Source organism: Bacteroides sp. AM16-24, assembly GCF_003471885.1.
GTDB lineage: Bacteria > Bacteroidota > Bacteroidia > Bacteroidales > Bacteroidaceae > Bacteroides.
Window position 1 is genome coordinate 17,871 of record NZ_QRKI01000011.1, and the last position, 20,506, is coordinate 38,376.

Genomic DNA, 20,506 nt, shown 5'->3' on the forward strand with positions numbered 1-20,506 from the left:
ATACAGAAGAGTTGTTTGACAGTAATGAGCCGCAAAACATTGAAATTAGGACTGTTGCCAAGTCATTACCCTAAAAAACAGATAAACTTATAACGCTCTCATTCTAAATTACCTGCAAATACTTATCGGATTTTAAAGAAAAACGTTACCTACTGAAAGCATTTATCATTAACTTTGCTAAACATAAACGTTTAACAAATAAAAATGAAGCTCATCATAGTCACAGCGCCCACATTCTTTGTGGAAGAGGACAAGATCATTACAGCACTCTTTGAAGAAGGGCTGGATATTTTGCATCTGCGGAAACCGGAAACTCCTGCTATGTATTCCGAGCGACTTTTGACGCTAATACCTGAAAAATATCATAGACGCATTGTTACTCACGAACATTTCTATTTAAAGGAAGAGTTTGACCTCATGGGTATTCATCTGAACACACGTAATCCTAATGAGCCACATGATTACTCAGGACATGTCAGTTGCACTTGCCATTCTGTAGAAGAAGTAAAAAGTAAAAAGCATTTTTATGATTATGTATTTATGAGTCCCGTTTATGACTGTATCACCAAAACAGGTACTCTTTCCGGTTATACTCCGGAAGAATTGCGCGCAGCTGGAAAAGAAAGAATAATAGATACTAAAGTTATGGCTTTAGGAGGAATTACTCCAGACAATATTTTGGAGATAAAAGATTTCGGATTTGGAGGTGCAGTAGTACTTGGTGATTTATGGAATAAATTTAATGTTTGTACAGATCGGGATTATTTAGGTGTCATCCGCCACTTTAAGAAACTAAAGGAAATGGCGGATTAAAAAGTTCAATTTCCATTAGAACTTCCCATATTCTTTATATTCGACCCCAGCAGGCAAAGTAAAATAGAATGTAGAGCCTTCTCCTTTTTTAGATTCTACACCAATGCCACCACCATAGTGTTCAACAATAGATTTCGTAATAGAAAGACCTAAACCTGTGCCACGAATGTTATAGTTCATCTTCACAAAACGTTCAAAGATAGCCCGGCGACTTTCTTCATCAATGCCACATCCTGTATCAGCTACATAAAAATAAAAGTTATTATTACTCAAACGGCGATATCCAATCTTCACACTACCCTGTTCTGTAAACTTCAAAGCATTTTTCACCAAATTATTAATGACCTGTGCAAAACGTACCCGGTCTATCATTAAACGACATTGAGGAAGTTTTTCTACAAACTCAATCTGAATACCCGACGGACGGGGATGTGCATTTTCTGCAGCACACATTTCCTGAATCAAAGCATTCACATCCACATCTCCATCTTTATATTCCATTGTATTGGCCTCAATCTTTGAGAAGTCCAATAAATCATTAATCATCTGAACAAGAAAATCTTTATTGTCATTGATTTCTTTCAGAAAAATCATTCGTTCTTCTCTACTCAGATTATCAGTCTCAGCAAGTACATTTGTAAATCCGACAATCGCATTAAGTGGGGTACGTATCTCATGGGTCATATTGGCGATAAAGGCATTCTTCAGCTGATTACTTTCTTCCGCCACTTCATTTAATTGTTGCAAAGTCTTCAACCTCTTGGTCTTGTTGATAGACACCACAATCATAATGACCAGAAGTAATAAAATAATTACTCCAAAGCAAAGCAAGAGTATTTCATTTCTTTGATAAAAATCTGATGCCCATAAAATATAAAATGTAGCAAAATCCGGCTTCATAAAGTTGGTTATTAAAAGATAAAAGTGATCCAAATTCTATATGTGGGCACAAATATACTAAAGAAAAAACAAATAACTGATCAATAGATACATGTTTTTTCTAAAAAAGATAGGCTGTAAGCCTCTTTGAAAAAGGTTTACAGCCTATAAATATAAGATTTATGAAGTCTTTTATTTCATATCTTCAATGGCTGCCTGCGCTGCTGCCAGACGTGCAATGGGTACTCTGAATGGAGAACAACTAACGTAGTTCAAACCCACCTTATGGCAGAATTTCACAGAAGAAGGCTCACCGCCATGTTCACCACAGATACCGCATTTCAAATCCGGACGGATAGCACGGCCTTTTTCCGTAGCCATACGTACCAACTGTCCTACTCCATTCTGATCGAGAACCTGGAACGGGTCTACTTTCAGAATCTTCTTTTCCAGATAAACCGGAAGGAAAGAAGCAATATCATCACGTGAATAACCGAATGTCATCTGCGTTAAGTCATTTGTACCGAATGAGAAGAACTCAGCAGAAGAAGCAATACGGTCAGCAGTCAAAGCTGCACGAGGAATTTCAATCATTGTACCTACCTTGAAGTCAATGCTGTCACCCAGTTCAGCGAAAAGTGCAGCAGCTTCTTCGCGAATCACCTTTTCCTGTTCTTTGAACTCATACAAGATACCAGTCAGCGGAACCATGATTTCCGGATGGGTTTCCACACCTTCTTTCTTCAGTTCCAGAGCAGCACCAAGGATAGCACGTGTCTGCATCTGAGTAATTTCAGGATACGTATTGCCCAAACGACATCCACGGTGTCCCAGCATCGGATTATGTTCACAAAGTGATTCTACACGTTGCTGGATATATTGCAGACTAACCCCCATAGCGTCCGCCATTTCTTGTTGCCCCTTCAAATCATGCGGAACAAATTCGTGCAAAGGAGGATCAAGCAAACGGACAGTTACCGGACAACCTTCCATAGCCTGGAAGATACCCTTAAAGTCTGCTTGTTGGTAAGGCAATATCTTGGCCAAAGCTTTGCGACGTCCTTCCGCATCTTCTGCGAGGATCATCTCACGCATAGCTTTAATCTTTTCACCTTCAAAGAACATGTGTTCCGTACGGCAAAGACCAATGCCTACAGCACCAAAGTTGCGAGCTACGCCGGCATCATGGGGAGTATCAGCATTAGTGCGTACCTGAAGTTTCGTATACTTATTGGCCAGATCCATCAATTCTGCAAAGTCTCCAGAAAGTTCAGCAGCTTTTGTTTCTACCTGACCTTTATAAACTACACCTGTACTACCATTCAATGAAATATAATCGCCTTCTTTCAGCAGAACACCATCTATTTCCACAGTACGGGCCTTATAATCAATATTCAAAGCACCGGCACCCGATACACAGCACTTACCCATACCACGAGCAACTACTGCTGCATGAGAAGTCATACCACCGCGGGCAGTAAGAATACCTTCTGCAACTGCCATGCCCGCCAAATCTTCGGGAGAAGTCTCGATACGTACCATTATGATACGTTTACCGGCAGCATGCCATTCTGCAGCATCATCTGCAAAGAAGACAATCTGTCCTGTAGCAGCACCCGGAGATGCGGGAAGGCCACGAGTTAAAACCTTGGCTTGTTTCAAAGCGGTCTTATCAAATACGGGGTGGAGCAATTCATCCAATTTATTGGGCTCGCAGCGCATCAATGCAGTTTTTTCATCAATCATGCCCTGACGCAGCAAATCCATTGCAATCTTCACCATAGCTGCACCAGTACGTTTACCGTTACGCGTCTGGAGGAACCAGAGTTTACCTTCCTGAACGGTAAATTCCATATCCTGCATATCTTTATAGTGGTCTTCCAACTTAGTCTGCAAAGTATCCAACTCTTTGTAGATTTCCGGCATAGCCTCTTCCATTGACGGATATTTGGCTGCACGTTCTTCTTCGCTAACACCTGCCAGTTCTGCCCAACGTTGTGAACCGATTTTAGTAATTTGCTGCGGTGTACGGATACCTGCCACCACGTCTTCACCTTGCGCATTAATCAAATATTCACCATTAAACAAGTCTTCACCTGTACCGGCATCGCGGCTAAAGCAAACACCTGTAGCAGAAGTCTCACCCATATTACCAAACACCATTGCCTGAACATTAACGGCTGTACCCCACTCATCGGGTATACTTTCCATCTTACGATATAGAATAGCACGTTCATTCATCCAAGAATTGAATACAGCACAAACAGCGCCCCACAACTGCTCATAAGCACAAGCCGGAAAGTCTTTGCCGGTTTGCTCCTTTACAGCAGCTTTAAACTTCTTTACTAATTCTTTGAGGTCTTCCACTTCCAGTTCATTATCCAGCTTCACACCTTTTGCATGCTTCACCTCTTCAATGATGGCTTCAAATGGATCGATATCCTCTTTATTAGTCGGTTTCATGCCCAATACCACGTCACCATACATCTGTACGAAACGACGGTAAGAATCCCATGCAAAACGTGCATTGCCTGTTTTACGTGTCAATCCTTCTACTACTTCATCGTTCAGCCCCAGATTAAGGATCGTGTCCATCATACCCGGCATAGAAGCACGAGCGCCCGAACGTACTGAAACCAGTAATGGATTTTCTATATCACCGAACTTAGAAGACATCAATTCTTCTACTTTTGCTATAGCGTTTTCTACTTCGCCTTTCAACAGAGCAACAACTTTTTCCTGCCCCATCTCATTATATTCGGTACAAACCTCAGTCGTAATTGTAAAACCAGGAGGAACCGGAACCCCGATAAGATTCATTTCGGCAAGGTTGGCACCTTTACCTCCCAAAAGATTTTTCATGTCGGCCTTTCCTTCTGCCTGACCGTTACCAAAGGTATAAACTCTTTTCTTGTCCATAATATAAATTTAAGTTTCTCGATTGTGATTTTTTTCTGTTCGCAAATCTAAGTATATTTCGCATACTAGAAAACTTTTTGAGAAAAAACTTTCTATCAAAATGCAATTTCGACATTGCAATCTTTAATATTTCACTTCATAGAGAGAATTCCCGAAAAAATGTCTATTTTTGCAGAATAATTTATTAGACTGGTGTAAAAGTGGCAAGAAATAGAAAAGAACTTCCCCTACTGGAGAAAGTGACAATAACGGATGTGGCTGCCGAAGGAAAAGCCATCGCAAAGGTCAATGATTTGGTTATTTTCGTACCTTATGTCGTTCCCGGAGATGTAGTAGACCTGCAAATTAAGAGAAAAAAGCATCATTATGCTGAAGCCGTAGCAGTGAAGTTCCACGAATATTCTCGTGAAAGAGCCGTCCCATTTTGCCAACATTATGGGGTATGCGGTGGTTGCAAATGGCAAGTTCTCCCTTATTCCGAACAGATCAAATACAAGCAAAAACAAGTAACTGACAACCTTACCCGCATCGGAAAAATTGAACTTCCGGAAATTTCCCCGATTCTCGGTTCTGAGAAAACACAATTCTATAGGAATAAACTGGAGTACACCTTTTCTAACAAACGCTGGTTGACGGAAGAAGAAGTTAAGCAGAATGTGGTATATGATCAAATGAATGCTGTAGGTTTCCACATCCCCAATGCTTTTGATAAAGTACTGGCGATAGAGAAATGCTGGTTACAGGATGACATATCCAACCGTATCCGGAATACTGTACGCGATTATGCTTACGAGCATGATTATTCATTCATCAATCTGCGTACCCAGGAAGGGATGTTGCGCAATATGATTATCCGTACCTCCACTACCGGGGAACTTATGGTGATCCTCGTTGCAAAAATAGAGGAAGAAGAAAAAGAACTGCAACTGTTCAAACAACTCCTGCAATATGTTGCTGATACATTTCCCGAAATAACTTCCCTTCTATACATTATCAATAATAAGCGTAACGATACTATTACCGACCTGGAGGTATATACTTTCAAAGGCAAAGATCACATCTTTGAAGAAATGGAAGGATTACGTTTTAAAATAGGGCCTAAATCATTCTATCAAACCAATTCCGAACAAGCATACAACCTTTATAAGATAGCACGCAATTTTGCGGGATTAACCGGAAAAGAACTGGTATATGACCTTTATACAGGTACAGGAACCATTGCTAACTTTGTTTCCAAACAAGCCCGCCAGGTTATCGGTATCGAATATGTACCCGAAGCTATTGAAGATGCAAAAGTAAATGCAGAAATCAACGGCATTGAGAACACCTTATTCTTTGCCGGTGATATGAAAGATATGCTAACACAGGATTTCATCAACCAATACGGTCGACCGGATGTTATTATCACCGATCCTCCTCGAGCCGGTATGCATCAGGATGTAGTAGACGTTATCTTATTTGCCGAACCAAAACGTATTGTATATGTAAGTTGTAATCCAGCCACACAGGCACGCGATCTGCAACTACTCGATGCAAAATACAAAGTAAAAGCCGTACAGCCGGTGGATATGTTCCCACATACTCACCACGTAGAAAACGTTGTGCTTCTGGAATTAAGAAATGAAGACTGAGAATTAATCACTAATCACTAACCATTAATCACTATCAACGTGGCAAGAGGAAAAATAGTAGCACGAGCCCGCACTCAATATACGGACTACACAGTAAATGAACCGATGGAACTTATGGAGTTCCTGGCAGCCAAGATGCCGGACGCCAGTCGCACCAAACTAAAATCATTGCTCAGCAAACGAGTGGTGTTCGTAGACAGTGTGATAACCACTCAATACAATTTTCCGCTAAAACCGGGCATGAAAGTACAGATTAGCCGTGATAAGGGTAAAAAGGAGTTTCATAACAAATTGCTGAAGATCGTATATGAAGATGCATATATCATAGTGGTGGAAAAGATGCAAGGTTTACTGTCAGTCAGCAGTGAACGCCAGAAGGAACGTACAGCCTATCATATTCTAAATGAATATGTGCAACGCTCCAATGGACGCGGCAGCAACGTTTATATTGTCCACCGCCTTGATCGTGATACTTCCGGGTTAATGATGTTTGCAAAAGATGAAAAAACGCAGCGTACGCTGCGTGATAATTGGCATGAGATTGTAACCGACCGTCGTTATGTAGCTGTAGTTGCGGGAGAGATGGAGAAGAATGCCGGTTGTATAATATCCTGGCTCACGGATCGTACTCTTTATGTATATTCCAGTCCGACAGATGACGGAGGACAAAAGTCAATTACACATTATCGCACTATTAAGCGTGCCAATGGTTATTCTCTTGTGGAACTAAACCTTGAAACCGGACGTAAAAACCAAATCCGGGTACACATGCAAGACTTAGGACATCCTATTGTTGGGGACGGGCGTTACGGACTTGAAGAGGTAAATCCTATCGGACGCCTGGCGCTACATGCCTTCAAATTATGCTTCTATCACCCGGTTACAGGAGAGCTGATGCAGTTTGAAACGCCTTATCCGAATGATTTTAAAAAGTTGTTTCTGAAGAAATAAAAAAAGAAATTGCGCAGATTAATAAAGTGAATTTTATCAATCTGCGCAATTTCTTTTATATAATATACTTTTTTATCTTACACGACGCATATAAAAGCTTTGCCCATTAATATCATCTTTATATTCCCTCCAGCTATTATACCAAGTACCACTGAAAGAATTAGCATCTGCCTGAGCTCCCCAAATATAAGCTGTACTACCATCATCATAGAATTCCAATTCCATCACATTATAAGAACCTTCCAGCCAGCTCCACCTGAACAAAAGGTAATTAGGATCCCCTTTTGAACCAATAGTACCTTGATAACGTTCATTAAACGTCATAACTGTCCCTCTTCCCCAAGTATATATTCCAAAATCTATCTCATCAGAAGTGTACCATTCACCAGGCAAGTTAAATTCAGTATCCTCCCTATCATCACAGGATGTAAATCCCATAATAAACACAGAGAGAAACAATAATTTATAAACTAAAGATTTCATAATTACATGTATTATTTATTATTATAATTGGAGTCTGTCATCATCAGCACCTTTCCATCCAGCTTACCACTAAGGTAATGATCACGTACCCATACATTCTCAAAGTACTTTACTTTTCCATCTGAAAAAGTGAGTCTTAAAGCTTCCTTGCTATCATCTGTCCAACGCCAGGAAAATTCTCTGTCAACAGTCGTTTTCCCACCGGTATCATAGGTGGTTGTAAGTTCCTGCCCTTTATTATTATCTTTAAAGAATCTGAGTTGATAAGTACATGTCAAACCCTCATCCGTCTCATATTCATCTATCCAGGTTCTGTCACATAGCTTTTTGTCACTATTCTCCATCGTGTAATATACATCATCCCCGCAAGACAATAAACCAACAGCAAAGACGCATAGCAATAATATTTTTACGCAATTCAAAGTTTTCATAATTATCAAGTTTAGTTAATACCTGTGGACAAAAATACGAAAAGATATCGAAATGTTTTAATATTTCGCCTGATATTTCTTATAGAAGGTCAGAAACAGAACAAAACCGACCATGGCGAAAGGAACTCCTGCCAGTGCCGGATAACGATAACCGCCACTGATAGCAAGCCCACCAACATACGCACCGATGGCATTTCCCAAGTTAAATGCCACTTGCACACAAGCCGCTCCCAGCATCTCTCCACCTTTTGCCACACGGATAATCAACACTTGTTCCGGACTGGAAACCGCGAATAAGCCGGCAGTACAAAGGCACATCAATAATGCTGATAACCACGGATAAGGAGACAAGAAGAATATCAATAACAGCACAACACAAATCATAGCTTGCACAGTAGTACCTACTTTTCCGGGAGTATACCGGTCAGAAAGACGCCCACTCACCAGATTACCCACCACCATACCAAAACCGGCCAATACCATCAATCCGGTAATGCTTTCGGCACTGAAACCGGATACATTCGTCAATAACGGGTTAATATAACTGTACCAACAAAAAACTCCGCCATTACCCAGTGCCGTTGCCCCTAAAATGAGCCAGGGAGCCGGTTTTTTAAGAAAACGGAACTGTCCTTTGAAACCAGTATCTTTCAGCCCTTCCACGTGGGGTACCCAACGCCAGATATAATAAAGAATAATCACTCCCCAACAACCCACCAGCAAGAATGTTACCCGCCATGAGATAGCATTACTCAATGATGTTCCCAATGGAACTCCAAAAAGATTGGCTATAGTCATTCCGGCAATCATGATAGATACGGCCTCAGAACCTTTACCCTTATCAGCCAATTTTTCGGCAACAATAGAAGCTACACCGAAATAAGCCCCATGAGGAAGTCCGGAAACAAAACGAGCCAGTAATAACACCCAATAATTAGGTGCCATTGCTGCACAGATATTCCCTATCATTATCAGAGTCACCAATGCCAACAAAATATGTTTCAGTGGATGTTTACGGGCCAAGATCAGAGTAGGTGCCCCGACACATACTCCCAAAGCGTATGCAGAAATAAAATGCCCTGCCACAGGAATACTAACGCCCAAATCTTTAGCCACATCGGGCAGAATGCCCATCATGACAAACTCGGCAATCCCTAATCCCAAGGTGCCGAACGCTAATGCAATAAGACTCTTCTTCATACCTATTTTACCTACAAAAAACTAACCTTTTTACCGGGGTGCAAAGGTAGTGTTTTTTTTATTCCAATAATAAACTATTCATAGCTTCATTTTGTTTTTATATATAGACAGAACAGTAATATGAAAACAATTATTATAAGTCTATTTATGGCAATAACAGCAATAGCTGCCCATGCACAGCAAAAAAGCTTTTATGACTTCACAGTCAAGACGATTGATGGAGAAGATTTGTCACTTTCCACCTTTAAGGGAAAGACATTGCTCCTCTTTATAAATGGCTTACCGAAAAAAGTGAAAACGGCGTGGAAAACGCAAAAGAACATAACAAGCCCCGAAATTTATCATAAGTTTCGGGGCTTATTATATCTTTCATTTTCGGAATCCGGAGAAAAAGTTATCTATCCAACGAACCAGATAAACTATAATAACTCCAGCTATGACCATTGCAATGATACGACCTAACATATTCTTGTAGCTTTAAATATTTTAGTAGGCAAAGATAGCTAAGATATATAAAACAGCATAGACTATTACGCAAAAATCATGTTTGCGGCAGGACTACACCCTGTTAGAGACGTATCAAAAAGGGTTCAAGTCCCTATTTGCTCCATACCATCCCCGGATAGGAGTACTTCTAACCGAATTTGATACGGAGTTGGTACGAGCCTGATACTGCCCATCCCCGGCCCTGATTCCTTTTGGGCACGAAAAGGAAACCATTAATTCTGCCAACAAGTTACTAAATTATTTTTCTCCTATTGAGAAAAAATATTTCTCCTACCGGGAAACAAAATACCCATTTATACCAAATTATTTTTTAATGATTACTCAGGATACAGTACAGCTCTTTTTTTATGCTCAATTCCCTGATAAGATTACATGAAGATCAACTGCTTCTTAAGCAAATCTACAATATCACTCTGCAATTTCTGTGCATTGATAGGTTTAGAAGTATACGCATCGAAACCACTATTCAGGATGCGTTCCTCATCTTCTGCATAGACATAAGCCGTTACTGCCATGATAGGAACAGTCGGCGATATTTCACGTATGATCTGCGTAGCCTCGTAGCCAGTTTTTTTAGGCATATTGATATCCATCAATATCAAATGAGGATTGTATTTCTTAAATAATTCTACTGCCTCTTCCCCATCCCAAGCATGAAGAATGTTATATTTACGTTTCAGGATAGATTCAAATAACAAGAAATTGCTTTCATTATCTTCAGCTATTAAAACGGTGAGTTTCTCTACTTTACTTAACCGATGTTCTTTCTGTTCTCTCGTCGACTTGAGTTCCACTGGATGATAAGGAAGAGTGAACCAGAAAGTAGAGCCCTTGCCAGGTTCCGATTCAACGCCTATGCTACCACCCAAATTCTCGACAACACTCTGGCAGATAGACAACCCCAATCCTGTACCTTGAGAAAAAGAATCGAGTTTCACGAAACGACCAAAAACAGTATCTTTCTTATCCTCTTCAATTCCACATCCCGTATCCGTAACATAAAAATAAAGGGAATCAGTATCCTTCAGTCGATAACCGAAAGTGACGCTTCCACTATAAGTAAACTTCATAGCATTATTAAGCATATTCGTCATAACCTGCGTCAGCCTGTTCCTCTCGATATTTACAGTACAGTCCGGCATTTCCGGTATATATCGGATGGGGACAGCTTCATTCTTCTGACGAAGTTGGGCAGATTCTTCTATCTCCTTAAACAATGCATTCAGATCTAAATCGGAAAATACAAATTCCAATGTTCCGGACTCAATCTTAGAAAGCTCCAGAATGTCTCCAACCAGTTGCAACAATAGCGTATTATTATTCTCAATAATATTGATATACTCCTCTTTCTCCTCCTGTTCTTCCGTATCTGCCAAGATACTGGAAAAGCCGACAATAGCATTGAGCGGAGTACGTATTTCATGACTCATATTGGCCAGGAAAGCAGACTTCAGACGATTTGATTCTTCAGCTTTCTCCTTTGCCGTAATCAGATCTTCTTCCATTTTCTTTCGTCCGGTTATCACGAGAGAAGAACCTACCAAAGTAATCGGATTACCTTTTTCATCCCTCTTATCCACAGTGGCCTGAGCCTCAACCCATTCATAACGCGATATTCCATTCTTACGAACTATCACGCGATATTCTTCTCTGATCTTAGAAACATTACCTTCCGTCAACTCCTTATAAGCCCTCTTTACCCGGTCTCTGTCTTCCTTGCAAATTTTGGCAAAATATTGGTAGTCGGGTACGGAAAGTTGCTCCTCGTTCATCATGCTATCATCATGGCTAAGCTCTACCGGACGGTTTACGTCACAAAGCATAGTACCTTTCTCCAAATCCCATTTCCAGGGAACAATATTAGCCACGTCCAGCGACATTGATAATTTATGATTAGCAGATCGTAACATCTGTTGTGTCTCGGCTAACTCGGTATTGTCCACACAGAATACATCAACGTATCCCTTATGTTTAGAGGGCGTCAGAATTACATTGAAATAATTGCCTATATTTTCGTAATAGTATTGGTATGAAAGCTCCTTTTGAGTAGAGTTGACCATACTATAGAGGTGACACATCCTTTCAAAACCTTTCGGATCTGCTTCACTTCCTCTTTTACCAATGACCTCCCCCATAGACTTGAAGTATTTCTCAAAGCGGGGATTTGCTTCCACTGTGATGTAGTCTACAATCTTTCCGGCAGAATCATAAACCAGCTGTTGCTTCAAATAAACGATGGGCATATTCTCAAACAAACTGTGATAGCTGGTCATCAACTTTATCTGTTCGGCTTGCTTTCTTCTGCTCTTATACAACCACCACAACCACATCCACATAAACAAAATCAGAATTGTGGTAATTCCCCAAATAACACTGTATTTGTGTTGCTCCCAGAAAGAAGGAGGCATCATATAAAAAACAGAATTAGAAGGGCACAACTTAGGTGACAATCCGGCTTCTGTAAGATCGTAATAGTTGAACATAGGAGTGGGAGTTCCACAATTCACCACATGAATGCCTTTCGAGTTATTATCAGATAAAACGCCGGCAGTTATTTCCGTAATTTTCCTTCCGATTGTCTTCTCATCAAAAAAGTAACCACCTACCAAACCATTCCGTTGCAATCCGGTATTATCCAATGAAAGAATAGGTGAAGAAGAATAATAGCTGAGGATTCTGGAAATATTATTGGTCAATACAGCATTCCCTTTTTGAGCATTTTCCTGATACCATGAACAAAAGAGAACACCACTATTCTCCTCTGCATGGGCCAGTGAATCAGCCAATTCATCGGTAGTCATTTCACCAGCAACATAATCTTTTATTTCAAGCTCCGGAAAGTCTTTATTCACAATCTCTTTTAAATCCGAACGGAACTGAGCACTTATGTAACGGGCATCCGACAAGAAGATAAGTTCATCCATTTCAGGCATCAGATTCTGCATTAACAGAACAGTTTCTTTAAGATAAGCAGGCACATGAAAGACAGTCAGCGACAGATTGCCTTGATAATCTGTCAGAGGTGTTCTCTCTTCCGCCGCAATGGCTCGCCTGTGCAAGTAGGCCTCTTGTGGCCCTACATAATCCGTCTCAGTGCAGAGAATAACGGGAACATCTTTCCATTGCCTTTCTATACTCTCTTTCAGCAAGCCCCAAGAGGCACTACCCAAGAGGAGCAAGAGTTTCGGAGGATTGTCTGCATATTTTCCAAAAAGGTTTTCTTTGTATTCTGATAAATCTTCCGTATTTTGCAGGTGCATAAATTGCCCTCCCATGTGTTCCACATCCACTACATAAGGAGAGTTTTTATGTTGATAAGAATTATAAATGGGGATAATAAAATCGTTACTCCAACGGGAAGATCCGCTGTATGCATTGAGAATCAATATCCTATCTTCATTTCCGGGTTTAAATGCCGAGGAGACTTCGCCAAATACATTAACAGCATTCAAAAGAAAAACAACCAATATAATAAACACTCTGATTATTATTTGCAAATATTTCATCGGAATTACAGTTTAGTCTACAAGTGTATCCATTCTTTACCACACAAGGAACAAAAGGCCTACATCATAGAGAAATTAGATTGCAAAACTAATTAAAAATCAGAGAATTCCCAGTTTTTAGTAAAGAGATTTTTAAAGAGAATTGCGTATCTTCCATATTCTATGTACATTTGAAAAAATAAAATAGTAAAATCATGAAAATACTTCATACCAGCGACTGGCATCTGGGACATACACTATACAACTATGACCGCAGTCGCGAGCAACAAGCATTCCTGAAACAACTCACCCACATTGTTGCAGAAGAAAAACCAGATGCAATGGTAGTCAGCGGAGACATCTACCACTACTCCACCCCATCGGCAAGTACCCAGAAGATGTACACAGACGGTATGCTCGAAATTCACAGGGCATGCCCCGGAATGACAATTGTAGTAACTGCCGGAAACCACGACAGCAGTTCGAAATTAGAGATAGACAGTAGTCTGTGGAACCATTTCGGTGTAAAGGTAGTAGGAAACATAGAACGAAACCAGGAAGAAGTTAATCTGGAAAAACATATCGTGGAAGTGAAAGATGAAAGAGGAATACTAAAAGGATATATTATAGCCGTACCTCACGTCTATCCGCAGAATTTCCCGATACTGGACACAGAAACACCCCGCGAAGAACGGCAGACACGCTTTTTCCAAGCATTGCAGGATGAAGTAGAGAAAATGAATGCGGAAAAACTGCCTGTTGTATTGATGGCGCACCTTTCCATAGAAGGCAGTGACCAAACGGGACATGATGAAACCGTAGGCGGAATAGAATATGTCCCTATCAATGCAATGGGTGAAGGATACGATTATCTGGCACTCGGTCACATCCATTGCTCACAGAACATTAAAGGAAGCAGGTCTTGTGCACGATATTGTGGTGCTCCCCTGTCTGTCAGCTTCGACGAGACTTATCCACATTCTGTTTCCATTGTTGAAATACAAGGAGAAAAAGCACCTCAGATCAAAACAATTGAAATAGAGAATCCGATGCCACTCATCACGCTACCCAAGGAAGCTGTAGATTTTGAAGAAGCTATAAAACTGCTGGAGGAATACCCGGATGACAAACCGGCTTATATCCGCCTGAATGTTCTGATAAAAGATTACCTGGCGCCCGACTGCAACGAACGGGCATCGAGCGCGGTAAAAGGGAAAAACTGCAAATTCTGTTATATCAAGCCCAACCGGGAGAAGCACACTTCAGAGGATGAAACCAAGCATATCTCTATTCAGGAAATGCAGGAAATGTCCCCATTGGAAATAGCAAAACTTTATTTTAAGGAAGCAGAAGGAGAAGAAATGGATGAGGAACTCTGCGAACTGATGAATAGTGTCGTACAAAAGGTAAAAGAGAAAAGCAATCTGCATTAATTCCCTATAATCTGTAGTGAATCATGAAACTTCAAAAACTGACTATAAAAAATCTGGCATCCATAGAAGATGCTGTGATTGACTTTGAGAATGGACCACTGAGCGAAGAATCCCTGTTTCTGATTTGTGGGGAGACGGGTGCCGGCAAAACAACATTACTCGATGCCATTTGCCTGGCACTCTACAATGAAACGCCGCGCATGGAACGGGCAGAAAACGAAAAGTACCGGGACATAGGGCAAACTTTTTCTTCTAAGAAAGAGGATGTGTCAATAAACGACAGCCGCCAATTGATGCGCAGAAATACCAACGAGGCGTGGACGGAACTGGAGTTCACCGGTTCAAACGAGATACCTTATATTGCCAAGTGGTACGTAGCCCGTGCACACCGAAAAGCATCGGGTGCCATTCAAGATGCAAAGTGGACATTAGAGAACCGGAAAACGAATCTCCAAATCACTAAGAAAAATGAGATAAAATCCGAAATACAAGCAGCCGTAGGGTTAAGTTTTGAGCAATTCTGCCGTACTACTCTCCTGGCACAAGGAGATTTTACCAAATTTCTTCAGAGTAAGGAAAGTGAAAAATCGGATATCCTGGAGAAACTGACAGGTACCGGAATCTATTCTGAAATAGGTGCAAAGATTTACGCCATCACCAAAGAGAAACGCATAGAATATGAGAATCAGAACCAAAAACTGGAAGGTATCCATGTGCTGACTGATGAAGAGATAAATGAAATTTCCGAAACTACAACTACGCTAAATGCTGAAATCAATGGAAATACCGTACAAAAGAATACAGCAGTCCTGAAACGTGACTGGCTGAAGCGGTTTGCTGAGCTTATCCTCACTCAAGAAAACCAACAAAAGAACTGGGAAACGAAAAAGGAACAATTGCAATCGGATGACTTCCTGCAAAAAGAACTATTGATAAAAGACTGGAATAATACTGCAGATGCCCGTAACTGGTTATTTTCTCTCAAACAGCAACAACAGCAACAGAAAAAAGACAGAGAGCAAACTGAAAAGTTGAAAAAGAGTTTCATCTACCTCAGTAGTGGTTGTTCCTGGCTGAAGGAAAATCTGAAAGAATTGCAAGCAAAACTAATACTTGCCGAAGAATATTTGCAAGCTCACGCCCCGCTCCTACCTATGTTCGAGCAAAGTCAGTCCATCGTTACAGACCTGAATGCTGTGCTTTCTGCTCATTCACGCATCGCTGCCTACAAAAAACAAATAGCAGAATTGTCCCGGCAGCAGCCTATCCGGGAGCAAGAACGCACGAATAAGAAAAATGACTTCAACCGGAAAAATGAAGAAAATCAGATTAAGCAGCAAGAGATAAACTTATTGAATGCCCAGCTTGAATCCATGAATCGAAATGTCCTACAGGAAAAGAAGTATGCATTGGAAACGACTAAGGAAAAGTTGCTAAAAGCCCAAAATGCCCTGATACTATTAGGAGAGAAAAAAGCAGCCTTAAATATAGCCGAAGAAAGCCTGAGATCTTTGGAACTAAAACTGCAAGCCAGAAAAAAACAACACGAAGAACTGGGAAACAGATTCGACACTAAAAAGAAAGCCTATGATGAGATCAAAATACTCTACGACAAACAAAAAGAAGCTGTGGAAGAATGGGCACAAGAAGCCCGTGCCCGTCTTTCTGTAGGAGATATGTGTCCGGTATGTGGTCAAAAGATAGAATCACTCAGCAAGGATGAAGATTTTCAGTCTGTACTTGCACCTATCCAGCAATCGCTGGAGACAAAAGAGAAAGAGTACAAGGAAGCAGAACAAACTTTGAATAGCAACCGGACGGAGACCAGAACTTATGAGGATATGATAGCAGGGAGTCGTCTGGCTACAGATAAGGCCCGGAAAGGATATGAATTTATTCAAACTGAAGCTGAAGAAACATGCCGTCAGTGTAATATTCTAATAATCTCAAATGATACCAGAGATATCCTGGAAAGACAAATTCAAGAAAATGAACAGCACCTTAAAGACATCAATGCCAGATTGAACGAAGTACAAATTCTCTCCAACAATATTTCCCGATTGCAGTACTTAAAAGATGAACTTCAGAAAGTAGTGGAGGCCGCCCGAAATGCTTTCGATACTGCTGACAAGAATCTGATGAAACTAAAAAACGATATCACTAATAAACATTCGCTAACCGAAAGTGAGAAGGATATCATTCGCACCACACTGGAACGTGTCAGCCCACTTATTCTTTGGGAAGGATGGCAAACAGAATGGAGTACTGCTCCTACCTCATTTATCGAACGCTTACAAAAGTCTGCAGTACATTATAAACTGGCACAGAACAGGCAATCGGAATTAAAAACAACCATTTCCCTCATAGAGAAAGAACTGGACAGTGTATCAGCAACGCAGAATCTGATCTGTACAGCATTTCCCGAATGGAAAAACCTGCCAATAGAGGAAAGGATGGAAATCAAAAATCTAGGAATGGCATGGAATACTCTGAACTCTGAAGTCAGCGGATTGAAACAAAACATTTCATCTGTCCGAAAGAACATCGACGAGTTGCAAGCCAACCTTACAGCATTCTATACTATACATCCGGATATGAACGAAGCACGCCTCATTGCTCTTTCCTCCTACCCTAGCGAGCAAATAGAGAACTTGCGTACCAGTCAACAAAGGCTTAAAGATGAAGAAGTAGCCGCACAAAGTGCTTTCAAGCTAACAACCGGACAACTGGAAGAACACCAAAGCAAGAAACCGGAAATGAAAGAGGAAGAAAACCTTGAAAGTCTGGACAGCCTTATCATAGCTTTAGATGAGAAAATAGCAGTAAGCAATCAGGCCCTCATACGGCTGAAAATCCAATTGGAAGAGAACACTAAGAACATCGCCCGGATAAAGGACGAGAAGAAACGTGCGGACGAATTGCGGGAAGTGTACTTAAAATGGGACCGTCTTTGCCATCACTTTGGTGACGAGAAAGGAAAGAATTTCCGAAACATCGCACAAAGTTTTGTACTGAAAGAGCTGCTCAATGGAGCAAATTTCTACCTGAAACACCTCACCAAGCGCTACGAATTGGAATGCCAGGCTGGTTCACTCACTATTTTGCTGCGCGATTTTTATCAGGGAGGCGCGCCACGTCCAGCTTGCACCCTGTCCGGTGGAGAGAGCTTTCTGGTATCTTTATCACTCGCCTTAGGACTCTCTGCCCTCAGCCGCCACAGCCTGTCAGTAGATACACTGTTTATCGATGAAGGATTTGGAACACTGAGCAGCGATTATCTGAATACAGTGATGGATACTTTGGAAAAGCTACACCAAATGGGTGGCAAGAAAGTAGGCATCATCAGTCATGTAGAAGGGCTGCGCGAACGGATCAAAACCCAAATTCAGGTAAAGCGAATCGATAATTCGAGAAGTGAGATCAGCACAGTGAGAACCCTATAAATAGGTATTGTGACAAAGAAAGGAACGATTTTCTGTGCCTACAAGTACAAATACACTATATTATTGTGTACTTTTGTAGCAACTATTAATAGAAGAAGACAATGAAAAAGTTCATAAAAGGAGTCCGGTTTACTCCTAAAAATTATTCCGACGAAGTAGAAGAGAAAATTCAGCACTATAAAAAGGAAGGCTACAAATTACCGTCACGCCATTTATTGCGTACTGAGGAGCAATTGGCAGGTATTCGCGAAAGTGCAAAAATCAATACTGCATTGCTGGATTATATCTCGGCAAATATTCGTGAAGGGATGTCGACAGCAGAGATAGATCATATAGTATATGAATTCACAACAGATCATGATGCCATTCCGGCCCCTTTCATGTACGAAGGTTTCCCTAAAAGTGTATGTACAAGCATCAATGATGTCGTATGCCATGGTATACCGAGTACCAAAGAGTTTCTGCGTAACGGAGATATTGTGAACGTGGATGTTTCGACTATTTATAAAGGATATTTCTCGGACGCTTCACGCATGTACATGATTGGAGAAGTGAAACCGGAACTGCAACGTCTGGTACAAGTGGCAAAGGAATGTCGTGACATAGGCGTACAAACAGCACAACCCTGGGCACGTCTCGGAGATGTAGGCGCAGCCATTCAGGAACATGCCGAGAAAAATGGATATAGTGTAGTACGCGATTTGTGCGGACACGGTGTAGGAATTAAGTTCCATGAAGAACCGGACGTAGAACACTTTGGCAAGCGCGGTACGGGAATGCTTATCGTTCCGGGAATGACTTTCACCATCGAACCAATGATAAATATGGGAACTTATGAAGTCTTCATTGATGAAGTCGATGGATGGACAGTCTGCACTGACGACGGGCTCCCCTCAGCACAGTGGGAAAGCATGATTTTGATTACTGAGAATGGCAACGAAATACTGACTGAATAGGCATGGATATTGTTTTCCTGATTATCGGACTCATCGTAGGTGCCGGTATAGGTTACTTAATAGCCGGACGAAAAAGTGCTGCCCTATCCGCACAACTGCAAGCCACCCGCGAACGCGAGGAGTTACTGAATCGTACGGTAGAAGAACGGATTTCACGTGAAAAAGCCATAACAACCGAACGGCTGGCAGAGCAGGAAAAATCTTTCAATCTGAGATTGGCAGAACAACAGAAACAATGGGAAGAGCGCCTGAAATTGCAAGTAGAAGAAGCGGAAGCCTTACACAAACGTATGAGCACAGAGTTCGAAAATCTCTCCAATCGGATTTTCAAGAGTAAGGCAGAGGATTTTACTAAGCTAAATTCAGAACACCTCAGCAATTTGCTCCGTCCCTTGGGAGAAAACCTGAAAGACTTCCGGGAAAAGGTGGAACAAGTGTATGACAAAGAGTCGAAACAACGTTTTTCTTTGGAAGAACGCATCAAGGATCTGGTAGAATTAAACAATCGTATCAGTGAAGATGCCAACAACCTGACCCGTGCCTTGAAAGGCGACTCCAAGATACAGGGTAATTGGGGAGAAATGATACTGGAACGCCTGTTGCAAGCCTCCGGGTTGATAGAAGGTGAACACTACTTCCGTCAGGAATTCCTAAAAAACGAGCAAGGTGAAATGCTGACCAATGAAGAAAGCGGTCAGAAAATGCAGCCGGATATTATTGTTAGGTATCCGGACGACCGGGAAATGATTATCGACTCTAAAGTGTCGCTAACTGCCTATGCTGCTTATAATTCGGCCGAAAATAAAGATGAAGAGGCACGCTGGCTAAAGGCACATCTGCAATCGGTACGAGCTCACGTCGATGAACTCAGTCAGAAGGATTACTCACATTATGACGCTAAAGCGCCGGACTTTGTAATGATGTTTATTCCTACTGAAGCAGCCTACCTGACAGCCATTAAAGCGGATACTAATTTATGGGAGTATGCTTATAAAAAGAAGGTGGTATTAATGAGCCCTACCAATCTGATCAGCGCACTCCGCCTCTCTCTCGACCTCTGGAAACGGGAAAATCAAGTAAAGAACGTGCAGGATATCATCAAAAGAGGAACGTTGCTTTACGAAAAGATTGCCGGATTTACAGATACTTTCCTGCGTATCGGCGACAGTCTGAACGGGATGCAGAGAGATTATGACAAGGCATACAACCAGCTCTCTGATGGCAACGGTAGTGTGGTAAGGCAAGCTGAACTTCTGCGTAACATGAGTCTTACTCCTAAAAAACGGATATCAGCAAGGCTGTTGCCTCAGGAAGAAGAATCAGAGGAAGAGGAAACCGAACCAATGAAATAGGCATTTAAAATAAGATATATAAA

General features: G+C 41.3%; 14 protein-coding genes. 8 read left to right on the top strand and 6 right to left on the bottom strand.

The window, feature by feature from the left end; translation table 11 throughout:
* Window positions 1–204 precede the first annotated feature (204 nt).
* Entirely contained in the window at window positions 205–813 is a 609-nt protein-coding gene (locus tag DW182_RS13465; protein WP_117692044.1) for a thiamine phosphate synthase, read from the top strand.
* Between the two features lie 15 nt (window positions 814–828).
* Here the strand turns inward: DW182_RS13465 and DW182_RS13470 are convergent, their stop codons facing one another.
* A complete protein-coding gene (locus tag DW182_RS13470; RefSeq protein ID WP_118295841.1) occupies window positions 829–1,713 on the bottom strand; it encodes a sensor histidine kinase KdpD in 885 nt (294 codons plus the stop codon).
* A gap of 171 nt (window positions 1,714–1,884) precedes the next feature.
* A complete protein-coding gene (gene ppdK, locus DW182_RS13475) occupies window positions 1,885–4,611 on the bottom strand; it encodes a pyruvate, phosphate dikinase (protein ID WP_117692049.1) in 2,727 nt (908 codons plus the stop codon).
* A gap of 200 nt (window positions 4,612–4,811) precedes the next feature.
* Here ppdK and rlmD point away from each other — a divergent pair, with 200 nt between their 5' ends.
* Window positions 4,812–6,242, top strand: a complete 1,431-nt coding sequence (gene rlmD, locus DW182_RS13480) for a 23S rRNA (uracil(1939)-C(5))-methyltransferase RlmD (RefSeq protein ID WP_117692052.1) — start codon at window positions 4,812–4,814, stop codon at window positions 6,240–6,242.
* Window positions 6,243–6,281: 39 nt separating this feature from the next.
* The gene (locus DW182_RS13485; protein WP_007663126.1) at window positions 6,282–7,193 is read left to right on the top strand and encodes an RluA family pseudouridine synthase; all 912 of its coding nucleotides are present in this window, start codon (window positions 6,282–6,284) and stop codon (window positions 7,191–7,193) included.
* A gap of 72 nt (window positions 7,194–7,265) precedes the next feature.
* Here DW182_RS13485 and DW182_RS13490 read toward each other — a convergent pair whose 3' ends face one another.
* From DW182_RS13490 to araJ, 3 genes are read right to left on the bottom strand one after another with little or no spacing between them, the layout of a single operon-like run.
* Window positions 7,266–7,676: a hypothetical protein gene (locus DW182_RS13490; protein WP_007663127.1), complete on the bottom strand. Its 411-nt coding sequence runs from the start codon at window positions 7,674–7,676 to the stop codon at window positions 7,266–7,268.
* Between the two features lie 11 nt (window positions 7,677–7,687).
* Window positions 7,688–8,107 (bottom strand): hypothetical protein, encoded by a 420-nt coding sequence (locus DW182_RS13495; RefSeq protein WP_118223577.1) that lies wholly within the window; start codon window positions 8,105–8,107, stop codon window positions 7,688–7,690.
* A gap of 57 nt (window positions 8,108–8,164) precedes the next feature.
* Entirely contained in the window at window positions 8,165–9,307 is a 1,143-nt protein-coding gene (gene araJ, locus DW182_RS13500) for an MFS transporter AraJ (RefSeq protein ID WP_115501845.1), read from the bottom strand.
* 120 nt (window positions 9,308–9,427) lie between these two features.
* Between araJ and DW182_RS22540 the strand changes: the two genes are divergently transcribed.
* The gene (locus DW182_RS22540; RefSeq protein ID WP_233564158.1) at window positions 9,428–9,769 is read left to right on the top strand and encodes a hypothetical protein; all 342 of its coding nucleotides are present in this window, start codon (window positions 9,428–9,430) and stop codon (window positions 9,767–9,769) included.
* Between the two features lie 413 nt (window positions 9,770–10,182).
* Here the strand turns inward: DW182_RS22540 and DW182_RS22545 are convergent, their stop codons facing one another.
* On the bottom strand, window positions 10,183–13,320 hold the full coding sequence (locus tag DW182_RS22545) for an ATP-binding protein (protein WP_007663137.1): 3,138 nt from the start codon (window positions 13,318–13,320) through the stop codon (window positions 10,183–10,185).
* Between the two features lie 194 nt (window positions 13,321–13,514).
* On the opposite strand from DW182_RS22545, the gene DW182_RS13515 reads away from it, so the two are divergent.
* From DW182_RS13515 to rmuC, 4 genes are all read left to right on the top strand, one after another.
* Entirely contained in the window at window positions 13,515–14,732 is a 1,218-nt protein-coding gene (locus DW182_RS13515) for an exonuclease SbcCD subunit D (RefSeq protein WP_118295842.1), read from the top strand.
* 23 nt (window positions 14,733–14,755) lie between these two features.
* Window positions 14,756–18,175: an AAA family ATPase gene (locus DW182_RS13520; protein WP_118295843.1), complete on the top strand. Its 3,420-nt coding sequence runs from the start codon at window positions 14,756–14,758 to the stop codon at window positions 18,173–18,175.
* 101 nt (window positions 18,176–18,276) lie between these two features.
* Window positions 18,277–19,131 carry a type I methionyl aminopeptidase gene (gene map / locus DW182_RS13525; protein ID WP_118295844.1) on the top strand — a complete coding sequence of 285 codons (855 nt, stop codon included), beginning with the start codon at window positions 18,277–18,279 and terminating at the stop codon, window positions 19,129–19,131.
* A gap of 2 nt (window positions 19,132–19,133) precedes the next feature.
* Entirely contained in the window at window positions 19,134–20,483 is a 1,350-nt protein-coding gene (rmuC, locus tag DW182_RS13530; protein WP_118295845.1) for a DNA recombination protein RmuC, read from the top strand.
* The last annotated feature ends 23 nt before the right edge of the window (window positions 20,484–20,506 follow it).

Coding starts and splice junctions, on each gene's coding strand:
- araJ (WP_115501845.1), bottom strand. CDS start 9,307: ATGAAGAAGAGTCTTATTGCATTAGCGTTCGGCACCTTGGGATTAGGG.
- rmuC (WP_118295845.1), top strand. CDS start 19,134: ATGGATATTGTTTTCCTGATTATCGGACTCATCGTAGGTGCCGGTATA.
- ppdK (WP_117692049.1), bottom strand. CDS start 4,611: ATGGACAAGAAAAGAGTTTATACCTTTGGTAACGGTCAGGCAGAAGGA.
- DW182_RS22545 (WP_007663137.1), bottom strand. CDS start 13,320: ATGAAATATTTGCAAATAATAATCAGAGTGTTTATTATATTGGTTGTT.
- DW182_RS13490 (WP_007663127.1), bottom strand. CDS start 7,676: ATGAAATCTTTAGTTTATAAATTATTGTTTCTCTCTGTGTTTATTATG.
- DW182_RS13520 (WP_118295843.1), top strand. CDS start 14,756: ATGAAACTTCAAAAACTGACTATAAAAAATCTGGCATCCATAGAAGAT.
- DW182_RS13515 (WP_118295842.1), top strand. CDS start 13,515: ATGAAAATACTTCATACCAGCGACTGGCATCTGGGACATACACTATAC.
- map (WP_118295844.1), top strand. CDS start 18,277: ATGAAAAAGTTCATAAAAGGAGTCCGGTTTACTCCTAAAAATTATTCC.
- DW182_RS13465 (WP_117692044.1), top strand. CDS start 205: ATGAAGCTCATCATAGTCACAGCGCCCACATTCTTTGTGGAAGAGGAC.
- DW182_RS13495 (WP_118223577.1), bottom strand. CDS start 8,107: ATGAAAACTTTGAATTGCGTAAAAATATTATTGCTATGCGTCTTTGCT.
- DW182_RS22540 (WP_233564158.1), top strand. CDS start 9,428: ATGAAAACAATTATTATAAGTCTATTTATGGCAATAACAGCAATAGCT.
- DW182_RS13470 (WP_118295841.1), bottom strand. CDS start 1,713: ATGAAGCCGGATTTTGCTACATTTTATATTTTATGGGCATCAGATTTT.